Origin of the sequence: Anaplasma capra, from assembly GCF_025628805.1 — a bacterium.
GTDB lineage: Bacteria > Pseudomonadota > Alphaproteobacteria > Rickettsiales > Anaplasmataceae > Anaplasma > Anaplasma capra.
The window spans coordinates 1-23,092 of the sequence record NZ_JAOTBG010000016.1 but is presented as its reverse complement, the minus strand read 5'-3'; the positions used below and the strand labels follow the sequence as shown (position 1 = coordinate 23,092).

The window sequence follows — 23,092 nt, the reverse complement described above, 5'->3', positions numbered from 1 at the left end:
CACCAGCAGCCTCAAGAGCGGCTCTGGTAGTGGCTGAAGAAGCAGCTCTAGCTGCCCTGGCTATTTTAAAGGCAGTGGGTATGGAAACTAAAGCAGAAGCAGCTACTGCCAAAGCAACAACAATGGGAGGAGCAACGGTAAGTGCCAATGCCAATGCCGTCACTAGCATAAGTACTACGCATATCTCCATGAGTAACATGGAGATGGCATGGGCTCCATATGCACCTGCTATCTTCCTACGTGCTGCTCTAGCTTGACGCTCTCCACTAAAATCCTCGTGGAGCTTCTTGTTAATGCTCATTTTCCCTGTGTATCAGAGTGCAGGCTGCCTGCGGGTTCTGGCTGTTCTCTGTCTGTTACGAGCCCAGCCTTATGCTCCAGTCTCCCATTGTACGGAGCATCCAGACAAGGCCCCCCAGTTTTTCTTGTGGTACTCCTGTAAGGACGTCACTTCCAGGCCACTTCCGTTTAGGTTTTTGAGTGAAAGCACTATGGCTTTTGCGCCTGAGAGCGTGGTACTGTGGGGTATTCTGCGAGTAATAGCAGTTCTCCTAATATCTGCGCTGTCTGAGACCGCCTTGATTCCGGCAGAAGTATTTATTACTAGCACTATCTCATCGTTATCTAACATGTCCACTATGTGTGGTTTTCCTTCACGGACCTTGTTAATGCGCGTAGTAGGAATTTGCAATTCACTAAGATATTTTGCCGTTCCAGTGGTAGAAAAAAGCTCAAATCCTAGCTCAACAAATGAACGCGCTAAGTCTGCTGCGGCCGGTTTATCGCTATCCTTCACAGACAGGAATATCTTTCCTGAGGTTGGTAGCTCGTATCCAGCTGCGATTTGCGATTTGACAAAGGCCATGCCGAAGGACTTGTCCACACCCATAACCTCACCTGTAGATTTCATTTCTGGGCCCAGCATTGGATCTGCGCTTGCAAACCTAGAAAACGAAAACACAGCCTCTTTTACCGCGCTGTAAGGCATCTTATGGGCCATGTCGTCGCGTACAGATAACTTACTGCCCAACATAACTGCGGTTGCAAGTTTGGCGAGTGGGACACCAGTGGCTTTTGCTACAAAGGGCACGGTCCTACTTGCCCGAGGATTAGCTTCCAGTAGGTATATCTCTCCATTCTGAATGGCGTACTGGATGTTAATTAAGCCCTTGACGTTCAGGGCTAGAGCCACTTTTTTACTGTATTGTGATACCAAGCTTATCGTTTCTTCGTCGAGGGTATATGGCGGGAGGGAGCATGCTGAATCACCGGAATGGATTCCTGCCTCCTCGATATGCTCCATGATTCCCGCTATGTACACCTGATTGCCATCCGAAATGGCATCAACATCGACCTCTGATGCGTCGGTGAGAAACTTATCTATAAGCAGCGATCCAGAATCGAATATTCTTTTGTGGCTATGCAAATACGCGGCAAGGGCCTGCTCGGTGCGCACCACCGACATAAACTGTCCTCCCAACACATAAGAGGGGCGTAACAATACGGGAAACCCCACCAGTCTTGCTTTGTCCAGCACTTCATCAGCAGACTCGCAGGTTTCGCTGCGCGGCTGCTTCAACCCGAGCCTCGACAGAAGTTTATTGAACTTCATCCTGTCCTCTGCCAGATCTATCGAGTCAAAACCGGTGCCAACGACATTCACGCGCTTTTCTTGTAGTACTCTTGCAAGCTTCAATGGGGTTTGGCCACCTAACTGAACTATAACTTTTACCGAAGCTGGCCCCTCGGATTCCTTGCGTATGATATCCAAGACACACTCTCGCGTTAGAGGGGAGAAATAGAGTCTATCAGATATGTCATAGTCTGTTGAAACAGTTTCGGGGTTACAATTCACAATTATGGCTTCCAAGCCCATTTGTTTGATCATATGCGCGGCATGCACGCATGTATAGTCAAACTCTATACCCTGTCCAACCCGGTTTGGTCCGCTCCCCAGTATTATAACTTTGTCTTTGTCTGCAGTAACCTGAGATTCGCATTCAGGAGCATTGATAGCATCGCCCTCGTAGCATCCATACATATATGCTGCGTTAGTTCCGAATTCTCCAGCGCATGTGTCAATCCTCTTATACACAGGATGCACAGATAGGGTCTCTCGCAGATCTTCCACGTAAGCAACATCCTTGCCAGAGAGCTCTGCCAACCTGGCATCCGAAAACCCAATTTTCTTGAGTTGTAGAAGCTCGGCCTTAGTTTCAGGCAGCCCATTTTTTCTTATTTCCCGCTCGTAAGCCACAATGATCTCTATCTGTTTCAAGAACCAGGGATCGTATTTTGTAATTTCGCCTATTTTCTCTATGCTGACTCCCATCCTCAAAGCGTCAGCTATCATGAGAATTCTATTGGGGGATGGTGCCTCCAGAGCGGTGCATACCTCCTCTAACTCCGTTCCAGCAGGAAAGAACTCGTTCAACCCGTTATATCCAGCCTCCAGGGAGCATAGGGCCTTCTGTAACGATTCAGTAAAAGATCTGCCTATTGCCATGGCTTCTCCCACTGATTTCATAGATGTTGACAGCTCCTGCGTAGAAACCTGAAATTTTGAAAAGTCAAATCTGGGTATTTTTACCACGACATAGTCCATCGCAGGTTCAAATGATGCAGGGATTGAAACTGCGCAGTCGTTGACTATTTCGTCCAGAGTGTACCCCACGGCTAACTTTGCTGCGACCTTTGCTATAGGGAACCCCGTAGCCTTTGACGCGAGAGCGGAGGACCTAGAAACTCTGGGATTCATCTCTATCACCACCATCTCTCCCTCGCATGCGGGATTGACGGCAAACTGCACATTCGACCCTCCAGTCTCCACTCCTATCTCCCTCAATATGTCGAAGGAAACGTTTCTCATGCTCTGGTACTCCTCATCACGCAATGTGATTGCAGGAGCCACTGTAACGCTGTCTCCCGTGTGTACACCCATCGGGTCGATGTTTTCTATGGAGCATACGACTATGCAATTGTCGCGACAGTCACGTATAACCTCCATCTCAAACTCTTTCCATCCTATTATCGATTCATCAACCTGGACTTCAGAGACCGGTGACATTGCAAGTCCGAGGCGTACCGCCTCGAAAAATTCTTTCTCAGCGCGTGCTATGCCCCCGCCTATTCCACCGAGGGTGAAGGAAGGCCTGATAACAGCAGGTAACCCTATGTACTCCAATGCATAGGCTATTTGGTCGTGGTTTTTCAGAATTGTACTCTTGGGGCATTTGGCCCCTATACTCTCTACTGCTTTGCGAAATAGGCTTCTATCCTCAGCCCTTCGTATCGCATTCTGACTTGCACCTATCATCTCCACGCCGTTTCTGTGCAGCACACCTGAATCTGCAAGTTCCATAGCAACATTGAGAGCGGTCTGTCCTCCGACTGTTGGCAGCATTGCGTCTGGCTTTTCCTTCAGTATGATCCTTTCAAGGATTTCTGCGGTTATCGGCTCTATGTACGTTGCGTCTGCCATACCGGGGTCAGTCATAATGGTGGCTGGGTTGGAGTTTACCAATACCACCCTATAGCCCTCGCTTTTTAGAACTCTGCAGGCTTGAGTACCTGAATAGTCGAATTCGCATGCCTGTCCGATCACAATCGGTCCTGCGCCTAAAATAAGTATAGTCTCTATGTCTGTACGTTTGGGCATGCGTGTTCTTGGCAAAGTAGCTTGCAGGATGTTACTACTAATGCGGGTAAAAAGCAAAGGAGGACTTGAACACAGAAGTTGCGTTTGTGTGAGATCTGCAAAGTGGGTAATGCTCGGTTAGTGTAAGGTGTGCTCATTCAGATGTTCTAGACTGCGCTATCGGGTTTAGCTGCCTAAGATGTGTTAGGGTTGTCACAACAGCATGCTCGCAACCTCAAGTGCGATCCTGCTTAGGAATACGTCATGCACCCGTATGAAGTCTACTTCCTGCCCCAGTAGGAACGCTGATACAACTGCTGTGGGAAAGTCACGTGATTCTGGTTCGACGGAAATTACAGAGAACATGGACTTGCGCGAGTGTCCGACGCATATGGGAAGCCCAAGTTTCCTGAACTGCGATATATTCTTTATGATGTGCCACGAGTATTCGTACGATTTCCCGAAGCCTATGCCCGGATCTATTATGATGCGCTGTTTATCCACACCAGCGGAGACCAGCGCATCCGCCCTGACGCGCAGCCACTCTATGACTTCCTCTACAAGCTGTTCCGGAGTTCCTAGCTTCTGTTTTACGCTGGAGACGGGTATGCCGAAGTTATGCATGATGATTATACCGGCGTTACTCCGCGCTGCAACTGACAGCATTTCCGGATCCATGAGCCCGCCTACGTCATTTATGTAGTCTACTCCGAGATCCAAGGCGCGGGCAGAAGTTTGCGCATTTCTAGTGTCTATGCTAACCTTCACGTCTGAGCTATGCGCCATTTCCACGACTTTGGGCAAAACCTCCTGCAACCTGCGCCATTCCTCTTCCTGTGGGACGGGCGCGGCGCCTGGCGCGCTTGACTCTCCTCCTACATCTATAATTGCTGCTCCATCCGCAATCAACTTTGCTACGTGCTCTATTGCGGTATCCTTGCTGAAAAACCTGCCCCCGTCGGAAAACGAGTCTGGTGTTACGTTCAATATTCCAATGATTTTGGTGCGTGCTAGGCCCATACCCTTCCTATCTGATGAGTAACGCCGCAGAGATAACGCACACTGCTTGCAGCACCACCCTGGCAATCATGATTTTGTTTCTATATTTCAGGTAAAGATCCCCGCCGGTAGATGCCAGCACAACACCGACTATCAGCGAGAGCACAGTGAGCAGTGATAACGCAACGACAAGTAGAATGCCCATGTGTACCCGAACAAACCCCAAGTGGTATTCTAAGGCTTGATTTAGGGTTGCACAACACTAATTTACTTTATGATAAGCAGACTTTTATAGTAATATCTGGGCTTAACGGGCGGCACTGTGGTTTGGCGTGTGCAGGTCTGCAATATTTGGGGTATGCAGTGGAAGGTGTGAAGTTCGGCTTTTCTGCGATGAAGGAGCTGAAGAAGAGTGTTCTTTATCAGACATTGGAGAAATGTAAGAGTGTATTTTGGTTTGTATTTTGGTTTAGCTCCGCGATTAACGTATTAGTGCTGTTTTTACCTCTTTATACCTCTCAGGTTTTAGATAGGGTGCTTTCCAGTGGAAGCTCCTCCACGCTTTTGATGCTTAGCCTTGTAACTGTGGGTGCATTGATCTGCTCTTCCTTGTTGGATGTCTGCCGATCTCTGACCATGGCAAAAGTTGCAGACTGGATAGATGGGGAGGCCACACCTGATCTCATCTCACGGTCCATAAGCCTGACTTCGATAAAAGCTTCCACCTCCAGTGGGGAAGCAATACGAGATTTGGGCGTGGTGAAGGGTTTCATTACGGGGTTCGGCGTACTGTCTCTATTTGACATGCCATGGGCGGTTGTATACCTAGTTGCGATATTCATGATACACCCGGTTACGGGGTACATCGCTGTGGTTGGTATAGCGCTGTTGGTGCTGATGGCCATTTGGAATGAATTGGCGACAAAGCAAGTTATGCAAGAATCTAACGAGGAGAACGTGCGCAATATCAATTACATAGATGTTGCGAGTCGTAATGCCGAGGTGGTGGAGGCCATGGGAATGGTCAAGCATATAGTTGCCGAATGGTCCGGTAGAAATACACATAACAGAAAGCTGCAGGTAAAGGCACAGGGCAGATCCAACGTTATTATGGGTATTACAAAATTTGTCCGTTCTGTTCTACAAATTTCAGTAATAGGAGTAGGAGCGTGGCTTGCAATTCATGGGCACAAAACCGCGGGAGGTATAATTGCTGCCTCTATCCTTATGGGAAGGGCGTTGGCGCCATTTGAAGCTGCAATCAATACCTGGAAGATGTTGCTGTCGGCCAGAATATCCTACAGAAGGTTGCAGACTCTGTTACTCTCGTTTCCCAGGAGGGAACAGGCTATGGCGTTACCGACTCCTAAGGGTAGCGTCTCCATGGAGAGAGTGTTCTTTACGCCTTATGGGGGGAGCAAGCCCACCATTAAAGGTGTGTCATTCGGTGTTGAGCCAGGTAGTGTTGTTGGGATCATTGGGCCCAGTGCCTCTGGAAAATCGACCCTGGTAAAACTTCTGGTAGGGGTTTGGAAGCCTCTGTCTGGGGTCGTGAGGCTTGATGGTGCAGACGTGTACACATGGAATAGGGAGGATTTTGGCTGCCATGTTGGATATTTGCCTCAAGATATAGAGCTCTTTCAAGCTTCTGTGAAGACCAATATTGCAAGAATGATGCCCAATCCTGACCCAGAAAAAGTAGTGAAGGCTGCGAAGATAGCAGGAATTCACGAGATGATATTACGCCTGCCGAGCGGATATGACACCATAATAGGAAATAATGGAGTGATCCTCTCAGGGGGGCAGAAGCAGATGTTAGGGCTAGCCAGGGCGTTTTACGGGGATGTTAGACTTCTGGTGCTAGATGAGCCTAATGCGAATTTGGATGGAAGAGCGGAGGCGAGCTTAGTGCAGGCGCTTGCTTATGCCAGACAGCAGGGGATTACAACGTTTGTTGTGACTCACAAAATGCAGCTGCTCAGTGCTGTGGAGCAGGTAATAGTTATGGATGATGGTATGATGGCTGCCATGGGTGACAGAAATGAGATACTGAGTAGGTTTACAACAAACAAGCCTCCTGCTAGCAGGGAACCCGATGAGCGACGTGGTGGTTCGGAGGCACATTCTGATGGCGATAGTGGGCCTGCAAGGCTTGAAGCGCGACATGATGGTATTGGTGGGGGGACTCCCAGAGTTTTGGGTCATGTTGAAGATGAAGAGCGTGCTGCGTGTGATAGCACTTCTCACGCACCAGAAAACGGTGCTGTTCGACAAAATGCCGTGGAATCCAAGGTGCATGGCGAAGATGGCGCCATAGGCGGTGCTCGCGCTCGGGGTGATGTGCTCAAATCTGAGCCCAAAAGTTCGGATGCTGATTCTACTGGCGGTGACGTACGTGCTGAGGAGGATCAGCAAGGGGAGACGAGTGTTAGAACTAGCGAACGCGCCAAGCGTCCTGACGTGAATGGTGTGCCATGTGCCCCATCTGGTGTGGATGGTTCAGTTGATGGCGCAAACCTAGTTGATGATTCGAAGTCCAGGGTTGTGGAAGCTGGGGGTCTCCAATAGCGTAGTACCCCGACAAATATTGTTTTCAAGTATCGAGAATGGATGCACGGTGTGGGTGTTGGCGAATTTGGGATTTCTGTACTTCCGATGCGACCTCTTTTTGCTTTTTGTTAATGGTTATATGTAATATGGTACGGCGAGTGGAGTGATGCTATGTCGAAGGCTGTTGTTATCGATAAACACGGCGATGCCAGTGTTTTGAAGTATGTTGATGTGGATGTTGGGGAGCCCGGTAAGGGTGAGGTGCTAATTGAGCACACGGCTATAGGTCTTAATCGCTATGACGTTGAGCATCGAGATGGTACGCGAAAAGTGCCGTCCTTTCCCGCAGTCTTGGGTGTAGAAGCTGTCGGTGTTGTGAAAAAGCTCGGGCCAGATACCGAGGCGCTTAGTGTTGGAGACAGGGTTGGATACTGTACTGCGCCTGGTGGGGCGTACTCTGAGGCCAGAGTTCTGAACCAAAGATATTTGTATAAGATAGCCGACGATGTTAGTGATGAGCTTGCTGCCGCTATTATGCTAAAGGGGATGGCCGCACACTATCTGACTCACAGGATATACGACGTGCGCCCGGGAACGTTTGTTTTGGTGTATGGGGTGTCCGGAGGGGTTGGAAGGATTTTGTGCCAATGGGCGAGCTACAAGGGCGGCAAGGTTATAGGGGTTGTGGAATCCAACGCGCGCTCAAACGTGGCGCGGGAGGTAGGCTGCTCCTACGTTATGAGCCTCAAGGATGATAACATAGCCAAAGAGGTTATGGCGATCACTGGTGAAAGGGGTGTGAACGTTGTTTACGATCCTTTAGGCGCGGCTGTGAGCAAGCTATCCTTCAGTGTTCTAGGGCACTTCGGCCTGTATGCTTCATATGGCAGCATTTCCGGTCGCATGCCTAGTGTAAGTATGTCTATGCTGAGCTCAAGATCATGGTTCATAACCTCTCCGTCAATTCAACACTACAAACGCTCGAGGCTTGAACTGGGGCTCACTGCCATGGAGATTTATGAGGTGCTCAGGAGGGGGCACATCAAGGTAGAGGTCGGCAAGGTGTATAAATTCACGGATATAGCGAAGGCTCACAAGGATCTGGAAGATCGGAAGCTGACGGGGCTTGGCGTCATAACTATGTAAAACAGTGGTGTTGCCTGCTGCAAGGCACCTGCTTCTTTCTAGGTTGTTGTGGCGTCGTTGACGTGTGGTTCGCAGGCGGGCCGGTTTATCAGGTGATTTTCCGTATATAGAACATCTACCTCATCCTTGAATGCGGGATACAAGGTTGCCTGCTTCTTGGCGAAGACATCTGAGCCAACACTTGTGATGATGCTGTACCAAGACTGCCCGCATGAGGGGCCCACCCCCGCCACGTATAGTTCGTCCTCCGCCCTGGTCATTGCAACATATAGCAACCTTAGGTATTCGTTGTATTCTTCCTGTCTCTTTAGCATTCTCAGGTCTCTGCAGCGTGCGTTTGTATCACCGGAACACCATATGGGTGTATTTTCTGTATCAAAAACTATCTGGAGCTCGCACTTGGGAATGCTGGTTGTATCGGGCAAGAACACTATAGGCGATTGCATGCCTTTTGCGCTGTGTACAGTCATGATCCTAATGGCATTTTCTTGAGCTCCCGTATCAATCTTTACCTCTGGGTTTGTATGCTTTATCCAGTGGATGAAGGACTCTAGCGTACACAAATTGTTGAGCCCGAACTTGATGAGTAAATTTACGAATTCATCTATAATTTCTCCTGATGCTTGGCCAAGGTATTGCAGTAGTTTTTCTCTATGCTCCGACAAGACAAAATAATACAAATCCAGAGGACTGCGATTCTTGGACATTCCAATTAGCGATGTTAGATAGTTTGTAATACCGTCTAGTTCGGTGAACGCTTGTAACTTACTCCACAGTGACACAGTGTCAGTGCAGCTGTTTGTTATGTTGAGTAAGTCGTCATCTGTGAGTCTGAATATGGGGGATTTTAACAAAGCTGCCAACGCCATGTCATTTTCCGGCAATAATAAAAATTCGCCAAGATTTACCAGATCCTGTACAGCAACGTAGTCCATAACGTTGAATCTGTCTCTGCTTGCCACAGGGACTCCTGCTTGCCTCAGCTCTGCTATCATTTGGTCAACCAGAAGGCTTCTACAGCGTACTAATATCAAGATGTCGCTGGCATTCACTGGGCGGTTTTTTGCAGCCAACATCCTGCCACTTGTAATCCATGCACCTATGGTTCTTGCTACGGTTTGTGCAAGCAACAGAGTGTTGGTAGCGCGGGGGCTGTGCGCAACCACTTCTGGTTCGTCCCATGCATAAGGTTTCTTGCGTCTTTCGATATTTACCAGTGGCCACACTTCCACATATCCGTGGTCTGACTCGCGATATGCTACGTGTTTTATTTCTTGTGATTGGAAAGAAACCTGCTCTCTCAGCGCGTTAAAAATTCTGTCTACTAGGAGTAAAATTGGTTTAGTAGATCGGAATGATCTGTATAGTTGTATAGCGAGCGCATCATTGCTTTGTGCGGAGAAGTACTGATGCATGAGATGGAAGTAATCTGGCCTAGCGTTTTGAAATCTGTAAATAGATTGTTTTACGTCCCCAACTATAAACAGCGTACGCCTACTGTCGCTGCTGCCTAAACCCGAAAAAAACTCGCTGCACAGTGCAGCCACTATGTTCCACTGTTCAAGGCTATTGTCTTGAGATTCATCTACTAATATGTGATCTATTTTGCTATCAAGGCGAAAGAGCACTGCATCTTTGTGATCCGGGTGTATTATCAAGTTGAGTGCGAGCCTTACAACGTCGTTGTAATCCAGATATCTTGAGTGCTTCTTGTCCTGCTCATAAAGCGCTACGCACCTCTGTGCAATCCGCGCCAGGTGGAACGTGCGCTTTGCTATCCGCCATGTATAGAATTGCTCCGCGAATTTCAAGAGTGCTGCCTGCTCGCGTTCTATAATCTGTGCGATTTCAGGAAACTGCTCAATGGTGTTTTTGCTTGATATACTAGTTATAGGCTTCTCTTCTAGAGACTGCAGGTCGATGAAAATTGACAGATATTCTGCCACTTTTTCGGGGGACTTTTTGGCGGAGCTATTCCACGCATTCAATTTTGCGCTTACTTTTTTGTCTCTTATTCCTCCGCACTTTAGCGCGTCTATCAGCTGCGTAGGGCATGTGATTTCTTTAGGATCTACGGGTGCATTTTGGGGAGGCGCTTCTATTGCCGAGATTTTGCATTGTTTGTTTATGATTTGGTACATGAGGTCGTATAGTGTGCCTTCCTTGAGTTCTGCTGAAATTTCTGATAGGTCGTGGTCTATGCTTCTATCCTCACGTAACAGCTGTGCGAAAATGCTTGGGTAAGCTTCTGACAGCTCTCTTATCCCGAAATCTACTGAAACCCCTGTTTCTATAGGGAAAGACGATATGAGAGAGTAGCAGAAGCTGTGTACTGTCTGTATTTTTAAGATGGATGGAATATCAAAAAACAGCTGCCTTGCCCTTATGCAATGTTGGCTGCTTATCTTTCGGTAGCACACCTCTCTTAGTGTATCCGCTAGCCTGTTTTCGGGTAGTGTCAGCCATTCGGCTATGATGCCGTATATTCTCTCTCTTATTTCACGGACGGCAGAGTTTGTAAAAGTCAGACATAATATATTGCGTTGCCCAGATATCATCAGCCTGATTATTCTGTGAACGAGCAACCCGGTTTTTCCTGTGCCTGCAGACGCACTTATCCACACGAACTCCCTTTCCGGGTCAGTGGCGTTTTGCTGTTGTATGTCAAGTTTATAATTTTTCACCGATCTTGTGTTTTTACTTTCTTAACCTTTCCGTTAATGCTTAAATCATACTTTGGTGGTATGAGCCTATATGCGTGAGGTCTAAAGAGTAGCGGAACATGTGTGCTGTGTGGAAGGTTTTTTTAACTGGCGCTTTATGCGTCGTGTTTTTTAGCCGGGGAGGTGCAGCTAGTGATGCACTTAGGAGTACAGTGGCTCTTATGGAGAAGATCGGCGAGCAAACTAAGATCATAGTGCCGAATGTGGAGTCAGGTCCAGGTGGTGTCATTACCAGGTACAGAGGCAGTGACGATAGGGAGTATGCAAAGAACGCACCTAAAAAGGCTGGCGGCCTATCTGCGGCACGTGGAGATTCATCATCAGAAAAACAAACCAAGAGTGAAGCGGATCTCGCTACTGAAGAAAATGCTGCTGGTGATGCAGTGGTAGTTGGCTCTGAGACGAGTGCAGAGAGCGTGCAGGCAGGCGATCAGGCAGGGCCCGCTGCTGACAACACCAAAAATGCGTTGCGCAGCAGGAGTTGGCCTTATCGTAGGGCGGTGCACCCATACATAGAGATAACAGGCACGTATAACGACAATAATTCTCATTTGCCACGTTTTTACGATGCGAGAGAGTATTATGCACACGTGTTTTACTGTGCCAAGTCCAACAACATTACTGGGCTGATGGCTCTTGTCAATGAGCTCGAAAACTTAGGCAAGGACCTGAAGTTTGTTCTGGAGGGAGTACGCACTAAGAGCGGAGACAACGTACTGATCTACGCGATTAGGCATGGTGCCATAGATACAGTAAGATACCTGCTGTCAAACGGTGCCAACGTTATGATCAAGAACAACAAGGGAGAAACCCCTCTCAGCGTCGCGGTCGCAAGCGGTAGAGCTGACATGATAAACGCAGTAAGCGAGATGCAAGTCGGCCTGAGCGCAAGTGAAGGGTAGCGGTAGGGATGGGCGCTACGCAGGTGATGACGGTTCTGCAGGGCTCCTTTACGGCCGCCTTGTGTTGTTCAAGTTGGGAATGTGTAAGCGTACATGGGTAAGCAAGGTGGTGGCATGGCGTCGTCTGTGCGCGATATTGTAAGCAAGGATCTGTTGTGTTTTAACGGATACAACGTAATCGGCGTTATGCTAGTGAGCGCTGTAGGCCTTGGCATTTGCTGTTTGTTTAGTGATTTTTCTCTTCCATTCTTGGGTGCCGCCGGCGCATTGATGCTAGTTGGGTCGCTATTGCCGAGCGGTTTTTTTATAAATAGTCCAAACGAAGCGAAGGTAGTAGAGTTTTTTGGTAAATATGTAGGTACGTCTTTTGGCACAGGATTGCTCTTTACAATTCCTTTTTCTGCTAAGCGCAGTGTTTCTCTAAAAATTGAGAGTATAAACACTTCTGTGATGAAGGTGAACGATGCGGATGGGAATCCAATAGAGATAGCGGCTGCCATAGTGTGGAGAGTAGTATGTCCCGAAAAAGCATGCTTCAACATAGAGAATTACCAAAACTTTATTTCTGTACAGGGGGAAACAGCACTCAGAGAGCTTGCTGGCAGTTACCCATATGATTCAAATTCTGGTGTGTCGCTGCGCCAGAACTCTACAGAGATTTCCCAAGCACTCCGCGCAATTTTACAGGATAGGATGGGCATTGTTGGCATAGAAGTGGAGGATACAAGAATATCGCATTTAGCATATTCTTCCGAGATAGCACAGGTTATGTTGAGGAGACAACAAGCTAAGGCAATCTCTGAGGCCAGGGTGTATATTGTGAAGAATGCTGTCAGTATGGTAGATGAAGTGCTTGCGCACCTGGAATCCAAGCACGGTATTAACCTTACTGATGATCAGAAACTGAAGTTTGCGAGCAACTTGTTGGTCGCACTTGTGTCAGAGAGCGATACGCAGCCCGTGATTAGTGTGGAATAGTCTGAGTCACAGTAGCACCGGTATAGCTAGCATCTGTCCCGTGGTTGAGGTGCTTACCAATACGTTTTAGCCGACTTTTAGGATATAGAGCATTATTCCGTTATTACAGAATAAGTGCGCATTTTCATCTTCATATTGCAGCGATTTCCATGTCCGTTGCTCATGCCAAGTGTTTGACACAATGTGTCGAGGGGGCATCGGCGATCCATAAAAATGATCTACAGTACGGACTATTATCTCTCCTATGCCGAGTACGTCTCGGAGCTGGATTTTCGGTCATATAGAACACGTGCCCGGGGTATAACAGTTTTTGATCAGCCCGTATGGAAATATCCAATATAATTATATCACAATAGGCATGTCATAAAAGCCCCTGTCATTGGGGGATGTGGCTATTTTTGTGCGTCACTAGAAGTGGAGAGGCATTCGGCACGCGACTTGTTTTTTATTTTTCCTCGGTTTTGAATCGATCAATCTTTTTTGCATCTAAGAGGATAAGAATGAACTCTGATTTATTGAATTTTTACAGCTACTACGGGACATACGACAATCTTGCAACAGATCAACCTAACAACGCAGAGAATGGAGAGACTGTTGATGAGCAGAAACGTTACAATGCGCTTTGGGGTGCGGTAATACTTCAGGCTTTTATAGACATTACATCCAACTACAAGCGCACGGAAAATAATCTAGAAAAGGTGAAAGCCTTTAACTGGATAAACGATTTGCACTACGATTTTATAACTGTGTGTCATTTTGCTGGTTATAATCCAATATACGTGAGAAACAAAATGAGGGACATAGTCTCCAGATCCCTGAGCTGTAGGTAGTCTGTGTGTTGCCTAGTGGTTGTGTGAGGGACTCGAGTTCTAGAACTGGGTGCATTATCATGTTGTTCGGCGTAAATCATAATGCACGCCCGTGTTATTGCGCCGGACACTGTGTGCATACTTCGACACTTGGGAGTACCCGGTTGGTGCGGTACAGTACGGAGTATCCTGGTGGTATGTACTCTATGTGATATGCTGCACTAACTCCGCTCGCAGATTCTTCTCTGTATGCAACAGAATTGATTTGATAATTTATATGCTTGCTAGATACTACGGTATGGTCGAAGCGCGCGAAATAGTGTTCGACGCCCTCCAGGTTTCTACACTCAAAGAGTTGATAAGCTACGACAGGACACCGCCAAAGTGGTGGGAATTTTGGCGCAAACCAGGCTCTACCACCAAAAGGGGTGCCTACATGCATGGAGATGTAGGGCGGGGGAAGTCCCTGCTGGCGAGTCTATTCTATGAATGCTCGGTAATCAAAAAGAAGAAGAAAATACATTTCAACACTCTCATCAAAGATGCACACGATTTACTGCACCAGAAGCGTATAGAGGATATACAGCAGAGCGGTCACTGTATATCTCTAATCATGGATGACATGTTGAGGGATGTGGAGCTACTGTTTTTAGATGAGATTCAAGTGCATGATATCTGTGATGCCATGATACTTCATAAAATATTTTCGGTGCTGTTTTCCAAGAATTTGGTGGTCATAATGACTTCCAACTATCCACCACATGGCCTGTACGAAGGGGGACTGCATCGTGAGCTCTTTTTACCTGCAATATCTCTACTGGAACAGAATATGCAGGTTCTGGAAGTATCTGGGCAGCACGACTACCGAACAATACGCGGGCGAAATGTAAGAAGGTATTACGTAGGTGATGGCTCAGATCACGCACTGTACGGGCATTTTTTAAAGCTTGTTGGCTCAAGGAAAGTTGAAAATACGGTACTTACCGTGGGAGCCAGAGAGATAAAAGTAGAGAAAACTTGCGGTTCCATGGCTTGGTTTAGTTTTGATGATCTATGTGGTAGTGCTAACCCCCTATGGGTTGCGGATTACAAGAAAATAGCTGAGAGCTTTTCTACGATATTTATTAGTGGCATTCCGGTGTTCGATTTTTACTCTCAAAACGAAATGCAGCGATTTATCATTCTGGTAGATGAACTTTATGAGGGCAGGGTGCGCATCTTTTGCTCTCTTGCTGCAGACATAGGTGAATTGCATGTGGGTACACCACCTATGAGTTTCCGGCGTGCTGCATCCCGTCTTGCCGAAATGGGCTCTGAGCTGTGGTAGCGTTAATTCACTTGTAGTGTCTCTTGCCTTGCGTGGTCGCGCTCCGAAGCCTTTTCCAGCAAAGTTTGCCGTTACACGGGCTTGAAGTTTCATGCTTTATACAAGATAGATTACGTAGACACTCGATAAATGATTCGTCTATTCCCAAAGCAGGTACTCTGAGATACTGTCCCTCTTCGGGCATTAGCGCTTTGTATTCTATGTCGAGCTCTACCAAGGTTTCTGAGTGCTCGGAGACGAAGGAGATTGGCACTACAACCACAGGAATTCCATGGCTTTTTGCACGTAGAATCTCAGATCTTGTACTTGGCTCAAGCCATTTTACGGGTCCTACTTTACTCTGATAGCATATGGAATAATCTAGAGATTGTATGCCCATACTTTCGACAATCGCATCAACGCTTTGCTGTACGTGATTCTGATATGGGTCTCCCCGCTTGACAATGCGCGTTGGCAACCCGTGTGCGGAGAACAATACCCTCGGGCTACCGTGGATTAGCAAAGCTTTTTTGTATTCGCTTAATATCAGTTTACAGTGTGATGCTATGTAGTCTGGGTGGGTGTGATAACAGCATACCACACTAGTGTTGCACTTGTAGCGCATCTTGCGCGCATTGCGATACCAATCCTCAATTGCAGATAAAGTTGTGGTACTTGAGTATTGGGGATACATGGGCAGTAACACTATGTGCTCGGGCTGATAGTTGTGTACATCTTGCAACGCCTCCATGGAACAGGGTTTTGAGTGCCTCATACAAACGAAGACCCTGTAAGTTGTGTCTTTTGTAGTGCAATTCAGGCGTTTTTCCAAGGTGGAAGCCTGAAGTTCTGTTTCCTCCAGTATGGTGGACTTTCCACCCATAAGTGCGTAAATTTTCTGCGCAGACTTCTTTCTCAGTTTTGCAATTAGTGCAGCAAGGAACATCCTAAATGGATTTGGAAGCCCTATTATTCGCTGATCGCTGAACAAACTAAACAAAAACCCCTCAACCTCATGTAAGGAGCCAGGCCCACCAAGGTTTAGTAATACAACTGCGCATTTCTTCCCCGATGTTCCGCCAACCACCGCACCACCTCTCTGGGGTTATAACACACTCACGCGGCAACCAATCACCATAGGCCTTCTAGATTCTCTCTGCTGGACTTACATCAACTGCTTGAGATGATACCTCTTCTGCCACGAGCCCGAACACCAGAGACGACACCCCGGTAGTTCCCAGACTTGCGACCCAAGCAGCGTCAAACGCAGCTGCCTTCAGGAGGGAAGAAAGTTCCCGCCCGGTATCTGATGCCCTAGGGAATCTGGAGGATGTTGTGCTTGAAACAGCTGCCTCTCCGCTACCGCTGCGCCCTCTCACATTTTCTACAACATCACGAAGAAAGCGGGGAATTAGGCATATCAGGTCCAACGTCGCGAGCACAAGAGTAGCAGCCAGAGTCACAATTCGGAAGGGTATGAGAGCAAGGCTCACAACCCACGCACCAACGAGTGAGAAACTCGATGCCTCTTCTGACACGGGTTCCGCGGTATAAGGCTCAGGTATGGTGTACTCGGTTCCTGGAGGAGGAACCATTATGGGAAAGGGCATACCCGACTTGTAAACCGGAGATCCCACTCTTGGGCAGCCCTCTATTATGCCAGTGACCCTAACAAACAGGCACACAGAGAACATCACAGCCCAGCAAGCTAACAAGCAAGACAACACATTGAGATTTGTAAAGTGGTGCAATACCACGCAAAGCACCGGTACCAGGATAAACATCTCGGCTGCAGGTAACAGACCTGCCTTTACGGATGCAAGCGCGGCGTGCAAGTGCTTTTTGTGCCGCCTGCGTGCTTCTGGCTCCAAAGAGGTGCCTCTGTTGTAAGCACTAAGGAAAATCAGCAGTTGAGCAGCGGACGAAGCGGCTACTAGAAATGACGCTGCACCCGAAAAACCACAGAAAACAGACTCCGCCATCTGTCTTGGCAGGGCCTTCAAGCGACTACTGCTTCCGCCCTCACGGCGCGCAGAGCCATCGCAACATGCAGGCATTTCGCACTTCCACTTGTAGACAAATCCGGCCAAGTCTAGGCAAGATTTTCTAGGTAGTCAACAACGGAAAAAGTAAATACCAGGCTCTCCTTTGATATCGCAACTATATAACTTCAGAGATATGCTACCCACAACTTACTCTGGGGATAATGTACTGGTATTAACTCACTGCCTGTGCTGCAGCAGGCGCCCTTGCATTTCGACGCATCTAGGCTTCTCTTGCGCCCAGTTCCACTGCGACCCTCCCTGTTTGGTTCAGTGCCGCTTGCACCCAACGGCAAGCACAGGCAACCATTCCGCAACTACCTACTCGGCCACTTCACTCTCTGTGTCCTGTGCATTTTTCATGTGCTCGCCATTCACGTATGCAAGCAGCCTTTTTGTCCTCGATAGACTGTAGCACAATAGTTCTTCAAGAAGGCCTCTGAGGCGAGCTTCCTTGCCGTGTATTTCCTTATACTCCGATAGCTCTTTGGTTACTCTGTCGAGCTCTTGGCTGAGCTCCCCTACCTTGTCTTCGAGTTTTAAGCCCGCTAGGAGAAGAAGGAGCGTGTCGGAAGTCTTGCTTCCGCTCTTACCTCCGCTTGACACCGCCTCCACCAGCTTGCTCAACCTGCTTGCAAGCTCGCCCAAACGCTGTTCTTCACCTGCACTGCATGCAACCCTGTAGGTGTTACCGCGGATCACAACGTCAACAACTCGCATGCCTGTAGATGTATCCTCAGTCACCTACTCCTCTTCTCTACCTAGAATAGACTTCATGGTTTCTATCGAGGAGTTTAGACCATCTACAATCTCACTACACGCTGCCTTCCAATACGCGCACTCCGCCTCCCGTTGTAGCAATGCCTCCTCCAGTAGCCGTTTCTCTGTGGCTAGTTTATCCACCTTTTCTCCAAGCTCGGTTGTGCCGACGCCGCCATCACCAAGCCTGCGCATTAGGGAATTCTCCAATTCATCAAATGCCCTGCGCAAATCTTCCGCGTAGCTCACGTTTTCTGACTTAGCGACCATAGGACGACGAACAAGAACCCCCAAGTGGGCAAGTTATTACAGATAACTAAAACATGCAAACTATTTGTTATTATCAACTCTGAGAACTGCAGGCTAGGTTTTGAAAAACTCAGGGGCACCCCTATGAGGAAAACGCGCTTCTAAACACGGCAACGTGGCGTTGCGGTTTGCTTCTCTAGGTGCTGCAGCCTTCCACAGCCTTAACGAGCTTTTCACTAGGGCGAAAATACACTTTTCGGTAGCTTGCCTTTGGCAGTCTGAGATTCGAACTATGATCTTTGAGCACGTAATACCGGGCGGAGAATGAGCCAAATCCCCTGAGTTCGACCCTATACCCACTGCTTACGTAGTCAATAATGGAGGAGAAGAATATACTGACTATTTGGGACACAACTGCCTCGCCCAGTGAGGGATTCCTTCTCGTGACGCGCTGTATTAGATCAGACCTTAGAGACATAAAACACTCACCCAAAAAGCAACACATGTAGGTAATGTGCGGCGTAGGACAACAAGGGGGCCAAGCCCGAATCTACGCGCCTGTAATCGACGTCTCGGACCACCCGCACGTCGATATCCTTCTGAGTCTTCAGCCACTCCAAGGCCTCCTTCTCTCCCCCGATAGCATCCACCAATCCAGCCTGTAGTGCCTGAGCTCCGGTGTAGATTCTGCCGTCAGAAACCGTGGAAACTTGATCGGGTGTGAAGCCGCGTCTCTCAGCCACTAGGCTTGTGAAGAAAACGTGAAAATCGTCAACCACTCCCTGTATTACGCTCTCTCCCTCTGGTGACAATTCTTCCAAAGGGGACATCGCAGACTTCAGTGAGGAAGTCTTGATCGACTTCAGCGCTACGCCCAAATTTTTGGCTGTTTCTGCTATGCCTATATACTGTGAAATGACACCTATAGACCCAGTAATGGTTCCATGGCGCGCAATTACGTGATCAGCCGCTATTGCAGCCATATACCCGCCCGAAGCTGCAACGTTTCCAAGCACTGCCACCACTGGTTTCTTTAGCGCTACTTCTCTAATCTGCTGATACAGGGCCTCACTATCGCCCACGGTACCGCCAGGACTATCTATTCTGAGGACCAGCGCCTTCACAGAATCACTTTCTGCAAGCTTGGACAGCAAGGCCTCTCTAGCTCTGCTGCGCCCGATTTCGCCGCTGATTCTTACTCTTGCTACATAACTGTGTGCCTTGAACATTCCAGTGATTCTGGAATAGTCAACCTGTCCAACAACCAACAGCAGCAAGCATACGGCAAAGAAAAAAGAGGCCCTCCACCAAAGGACCCTGGAGTGCAACGCCTCCATTTTTAATAGGTGATCCAGCACCGCACAACCTACTTCAGCGACAAGACAAGACTATAATCTCCAACCATCAAAACTTCAGCTTCCACCCTGTCGCCAGGGAAGAACTTTTTGTCTTCTGGGAGGTGTTCCTGCTTCACGAGCACATTGAAGCTTTCCGATCCCTCAAACACATCAACAAGCACGCCCATGTCCTCCAGGACCTTCGAGACGGTAACTACGATCCGGTCACCAATCCCAACTCCTCTCAGCAGGTTGAGGAATGGATCCCGCTCGATCTGCTTGACCCCCAAGTCGATCTTGTTCTTATTTGTCGTGACCATCAATATTTTGGCCTGGACATGATCTCCAACATTGTACTTCTTTAGCGCAGCCTCGGGGGAGCCACTCCAGCTTAGCTCTGTAGAGCGGATAAGACCCTCTATTCCCGATCCTGAGCTGTCATCCTCGAAAGAAACAAACATCCCCAAGCTACTGATGCTCTTCACTTTAGTCTCGACAATTGATCCAACCGGATGCTTCTCAATAAACGCCTCCCAAGGGTTTTCTTTGCATCTTTTTATACTGAGACTCATGCGATTTTTGGCTGCGTCCAGACTCAAGACCTTGGCCTCAACTTCCTCACCACGCATGAAGATTTGGTTCACGGGTAAGTGACTCCTCACCCAACTCACCTCGGACACGTGTATCAGCCCTTCAACCCCGGTTTCTAACTCTACGAAAATACCGTAGTCTTCTATGCTGGTCACTATGCCCTTATGTATGCTGTCTACAGGATATCTTTCCTCCACGTTTGCCCATGGGCTTTCCTCCAGCTGTTTTACTCCCAAGGAGATTTTGCGATTTTCCCTGTCAATCCTTATTATTTTTGCCCGCACAGTCTGCCCGCAGGAGAACACAGCTGATGGGTGACTCACGCGGCTCCAGGATATGTCAGTTATATGCAGCAAACCGTCTACGACCCCAACTGAAGGCGATTCGTGTATACCTATGAATACACCGTACTTAGTGATGCTCTTGACCTTACCTTCAACTATACTGCCCTCCTCCAGCTGGCTTAGGAAGGAATCTTTGGCGTCTGCAAGCGACTCTTCCAGCACTGCCTTCCGGGATACAACGATGTTTCCCTGTTTTTTGTCCATCTTGAGGATGCGAAACTTCTGCTTTTTTCCCAGCATGGGCGTGATATCCTTCACTTGGCGAAGCCCCACATGACTTGCTGGTAGAAAGGCAACAACGCCACCAACATCCACTGTGTATCCACACCTGATGGAGCCAAAGATGACGCCTTCCACATCGGTCTTCTCTTCTGCAGCCTTCTCTAACTTCTGCCACAGCTCATTCCTAATTGCTTTTTCGCGGCTCAGGACCACGCTGCCGCTCTTTCCCTCTATTTTCTCCAGGCAGAGCTTAACCTTCGAGCCAAGGGAAACGCTACCCTGCCCACCTTCACCAAGCTCAAACTCCCTGAGAGAAACCACGCCTTCAGACTTCAGACCCGCATCTACAGTGATGTACCCACCATCCATGCAGATCACAGTGCCTTCTATCACCTCTCCTTCCTTAGGCCCCTTGTCCAGGAGTTCAGACAGAGTGCCAGAGAGATCCGCATCAGAGGAATCTAAGTCATCGAAGCTATGGCCCACAAACCTGTTGGAGTGCATCCTGTTTATGCTGCCCGAGACACCACCCTGGAAATCCGCACCTGACGACATATCCTAGCCCACGAAGAACGAAAAAACTAACGAGTAGCTATAATATACCGTTCACGCAGTTTTACAAGAACGTTTTTATCTTCTCCACCAACTCCCGCAGGGTATCGGCCTTCTGCATGTGTGAATTGTTCAGGTATAGAGCGTCCTTGTCGCGTACCAGTGGGGCGGCGCTTCTACACGTGTCCCGTATATCCCTGTGTAATAGGTGGACAAATACACTTTTATACATCACTCTGCGAGGGGAATTGTGCAGCTGCTTAAAACGCCTTCTGGCCCTGACAGATGCGTATGCGTTGACAAAAATCTTCACATCAGCGTCTGGACACACAACGGAAGCGATATCTCTTCCGTCCACTACTGCTCCAAATGGCGCTGAACGCACGAACTGTTGCTGTATTTCCAACAGGGCCTTCCTTACTAAACTGTCCCTTGCGAGTATTGATGCCATATTTCCGGCGCGCTCTGTGTAGTATACCGGATTACTATCGTTTAATGCTGACAGAATCTCTTCCCTTTCCTGTTTGCTTAGCTGAATATCCGTGCAGCTCTTTCGTGCCTGGAGGTGTTTGTCAGGAAATCTCACCGCGAAGATCCTATATAACTTACCAGTGTCCAAGTGTTGCAGATGCAGCGCAGCAGCTATCCCCCTGGCTATGGTGCTCTTTCCGGAAGAAGATGGCCCATCAACAGCTATGACTGGGCGCTTATTCCTGTTGCTGTCCCGACTGTCAGCCACGGGTATTCCTGCGTGGTTGTAGGTAGCAGGAGTATAATGCTATTGCTGCCGCATTGGATACATTTAAGCTTCCAATTCTAGACGATATCGGGATTTTGACCAGATAATCGCAGTGTTCCCTGACCAACCTTCTAATGCCCTTGCCCTCTGACCCCAGGATTATAGCCCTACGTTCGTGGAAGCTGGCTTTGTGCAAAGCGAGACTTCCGGAAACGTCCATACCATAACACCAGTATCCGTGTTGCTTGAGGTATTGCATCGTCTTTACCAAATTTCCCACGCATACCACCGGAACGACGTCTATGGCTCCGCTGGATACTGTTGCTATGGCGCAATTTTCCGAGGGAGAATGGTGCTCTGGCAGAATTACTGCATCAACGCCAAAGCAAGCAGCAGACCTTACTATTGCCCCCACGTTATTGATGTCCGTAACCCGATCCAGGAGCACCATAGTGGAAGTTGCGTTCGGATTGCTTGGTACTGCATCTACTATATCTTCTATTCTTAGTCCTCTTCCATTGGGCCCAAATAGTTTATCTACCCTAAGTGCAACTCCCTGGTGGGCTGCCTTGTAACCCAAGGTCTCATCTATTGTTTCAGATTTTACCCTCTGTGGATACACTCCCCTGTTTCGTGCCATATCCATAATTTCTGGGTGCCTTTTTAGGAACTCACACGTTGTTAAGAGTTCCCTGCACACTCTGCTCGGGTTTTGCAGAGCGGAGATACATGCATGCCTTCCATGCATCCACATACATCTTCCATAATTTCCTGCGCGGCCCATAACTTTGTTGTTGTAAAGCCCACAAATTTTGCTAACATGCAGTGACGTATTGTAGGGTTAAATTTTTCTTAATCAACTCTAGAATCGCGGTTGGTTTTTTGTGTCACTTTTGTTAATTATGTGCTATTACAGGGCGTAGCTTTTTAGCTGAGTCTTCGGGAGGGGTGGCCGAGTGGTCAAAGGCAGCAGACTGTAAATCTGCCCACGTATGTGTACGTAGGTTCAAATCCTACCTCCTCCACGGCTGTTTGCGGGTATAGCTCAGTGGTAGAGTAGCAGCCTTCCAAGCTGCCTGCGTGGGTTCGATTCCCATTACCCGCTCTTTGACAGGGTGTTTGTGCATATTGTTTGGTGTTTGGGAATGATTTTATGACAGAAGGAAGGAAGCCACACATAAACGTAGGTACGATAGGGCACGTTGAC

At 48.2% G+C, this 23,092-nt stretch carries 20 protein-coding genes and 2 tRNA genes; 8 read left to right on the top strand and 14 right to left on the bottom strand.

Annotation, left to right across the window (positions count from 1 at the left end; all coding sequences use genetic code 11):
• The 4 genes from OC187_RS04305 to OC187_RS04290 form a co-directional block, all read right to left on the bottom strand.
• On the bottom strand, positions 1–301 hold a 301-nt coding region (locus tag OC187_RS04305; RefSeq protein ID WP_263008627.1), incomplete at its 3' end, for a hypothetical protein.
• Between the two features lie 69 nt (positions 302–370).
• A complete protein-coding gene (gene carB, locus OC187_RS04300) occupies positions 371–3,658 on the bottom strand; it encodes a carbamoyl-phosphate synthase large subunit (RefSeq protein ID WP_262998301.1) in 3,288 nt (1,095 codons plus the stop codon).
• 192 nt (positions 3,659–3,850) lie between these two features.
• Positions 3,851–4,657 (bottom strand): dihydropteroate synthase, encoded by an 807-nt coding sequence (folP, locus tag OC187_RS04295; RefSeq protein WP_262998300.1) that lies wholly within the window; start codon positions 4,655–4,657, stop codon positions 3,851–3,853.
• A gap of 7 nt (positions 4,658–4,664) precedes the next feature.
• A complete protein-coding gene (locus tag OC187_RS04290; protein WP_262998299.1) occupies positions 4,665–4,841 on the bottom strand; it encodes a hypothetical protein in 177 nt (58 codons plus the stop codon).
• Positions 4,842–5,029: 188 nt separating this feature from the next.
• On the opposite strand from OC187_RS04290, the gene OC187_RS04285 reads away from it, so the two are divergent.
• Together OC187_RS04285 and OC187_RS04280 are read left to right on the top strand one after the other, a co-directional pair.
• The gene (locus OC187_RS04285) at positions 5,030–7,204 is read left to right on the top strand and encodes a type I secretion system permease/ATPase (protein ID WP_263008628.1); all 2,175 of its coding nucleotides are present in this window, start codon (positions 5,030–5,032) and stop codon (positions 7,202–7,204) included.
• Positions 7,205–7,357: 153 nt separating this feature from the next.
• Positions 7,358–8,332, top strand: coding sequence for a quinone oxidoreductase family protein (locus OC187_RS04280; protein WP_262998298.1), 975 nt, complete (start codon positions 7,358–7,360; stop codon positions 8,330–8,332).
• A gap of 38 nt (positions 8,333–8,370) precedes the next feature.
• Here OC187_RS04280 and OC187_RS04275 read toward each other — a convergent pair whose 3' ends face one another.
• A complete protein-coding gene (locus OC187_RS04275) occupies positions 8,371–11,016 on the bottom strand; it encodes a UvrD-helicase domain-containing protein (RefSeq protein ID WP_262998297.1) in 2,646 nt (881 codons plus the stop codon).
• A 143-nt stretch (positions 11,017–11,159) separates the two neighbouring features.
• On the opposite strand from OC187_RS04275, the gene OC187_RS04270 reads away from it, so the two are divergent.
• The 4 genes from OC187_RS04270 (at position 11,160) to zapE (ending at position 15,071) form a co-directional block, all read left to right on the top strand.
• The gene (locus OC187_RS04270) at positions 11,160–11,957 is read left to right on the top strand and encodes an ankyrin repeat domain-containing protein (protein WP_262998296.1); all 798 of its coding nucleotides are present in this window, start codon (positions 11,160–11,162) and stop codon (positions 11,955–11,957) included.
• A 93-nt stretch (positions 11,958–12,050) separates the two neighbouring features.
• Positions 12,051–12,935 carry an SPFH domain-containing protein gene (locus OC187_RS04265; RefSeq protein ID WP_262998295.1) on the top strand — a complete coding sequence of 295 codons (885 nt, stop codon included), beginning with the start codon at positions 12,051–12,053 and terminating at the stop codon, positions 12,933–12,935.
• A gap of 500 nt (positions 12,936–13,435) precedes the next feature.
• A complete protein-coding gene (locus OC187_RS04260; protein WP_262998294.1) occupies positions 13,436–13,765 on the top strand; it encodes a hypothetical protein in 330 nt (109 codons plus the stop codon).
• Between the two features lie 256 nt (positions 13,766–14,021).
• Positions 14,022–15,071, top strand: coding sequence for a cell division protein ZapE (gene zapE, locus OC187_RS04255; RefSeq protein WP_262998293.1), 1,050 nt, complete (start codon positions 14,022–14,024; stop codon positions 15,069–15,071).
• Between the two features lie 7 nt (positions 15,072–15,078).
• On the opposite strand, the gene hemH is transcribed toward zapE, so the two are convergent.
• The 9 genes from hemH to rlmB all read right to left on the bottom strand — a co-directional run bounded on the left by hemH (position 15,079) and on the right by rlmB (position 22,633).
• Positions 15,079–16,137 carry a ferrochelatase gene (gene hemH, locus OC187_RS04250; protein WP_263008626.1) on the bottom strand — a complete coding sequence of 353 codons (1,059 nt, stop codon included), beginning with the start codon at positions 16,135–16,137 and terminating at the stop codon, positions 15,079–15,081.
• A gap of 58 nt (positions 16,138–16,195) precedes the next feature.
• Entirely contained in the window at positions 16,196–17,032 is an 837-nt protein-coding gene (locus OC187_RS04245; protein WP_263008625.1) for a hypothetical protein, read from the bottom strand.
• A gap of 381 nt (positions 17,033–17,413) precedes the next feature.
• Positions 17,414–17,836, bottom strand: coding sequence for a cell division protein ZapA (locus OC187_RS04240; protein ID WP_262998290.1), 423 nt, complete (start codon positions 17,834–17,836; stop codon positions 17,414–17,416).
• Positions 17,837–18,121: a DUF4164 domain-containing protein gene (locus OC187_RS04235; protein WP_262998289.1), complete on the bottom strand. Its 285-nt coding sequence runs from the start codon at positions 18,119–18,121 to the stop codon at positions 17,837–17,839.
• 175 nt (positions 18,122–18,296) lie between these two features.
• Complete coding sequence (locus tag OC187_RS04230) at positions 18,297–18,578, bottom strand: HU family DNA-binding protein (protein WP_262998288.1); 282 nt, start codon at positions 18,576–18,578, stop codon at positions 18,297–18,299.
• Positions 18,579–18,585: 7 nt separating this feature from the next.
• Positions 18,586–19,437 carry a signal peptide peptidase SppA gene (sppA, locus tag OC187_RS04225; protein ID WP_262998287.1) on the bottom strand — a complete coding sequence of 284 codons (852 nt, stop codon included), beginning with the start codon at positions 19,435–19,437 and terminating at the stop codon, positions 18,586–18,588.
• 29 nt (positions 19,438–19,466) lie between these two features.
• Entirely contained in the window at positions 19,467–21,149 is a 1,683-nt protein-coding gene (locus OC187_RS04220; protein WP_262998286.1) for a 30S ribosomal protein S1, read from the bottom strand.
• A gap of 61 nt (positions 21,150–21,210) precedes the next feature.
• Positions 21,211–21,885, bottom strand: a complete 675-nt coding sequence (gene cmk, locus OC187_RS04215; protein WP_262998285.1) for a (d)CMP kinase — start codon at positions 21,883–21,885, stop codon at positions 21,211–21,213.
• The gene (gene rlmB / locus OC187_RS04210; RefSeq protein ID WP_410518637.1) at positions 21,878–22,633 is read right to left on the bottom strand and encodes a 23S rRNA (guanosine(2251)-2'-O)-methyltransferase RlmB; all 756 of its coding nucleotides are present in this window, start codon (positions 22,631–22,633) and stop codon (positions 21,878–21,880) included. The genes cmk and rlmB overlap by 8 nt, the downstream gene beginning before the upstream one ends.
• A gap of 194 nt (positions 22,634–22,827) precedes the next feature.
• Between rlmB and OC187_RS04205 the strand changes: the two genes are divergently transcribed.
• Positions 22,828–22,910: transfer RNA gene (locus OC187_RS04205), tRNA-Tyr, on the top strand.
• 9 nt (positions 22,911–22,919) lie between these two features.
• Positions 22,920–22,990: transfer RNA gene (locus OC187_RS04200), tRNA-Gly, on the top strand.
• Positions 22,991–23,092: the final 102 nt, after the last annotated feature.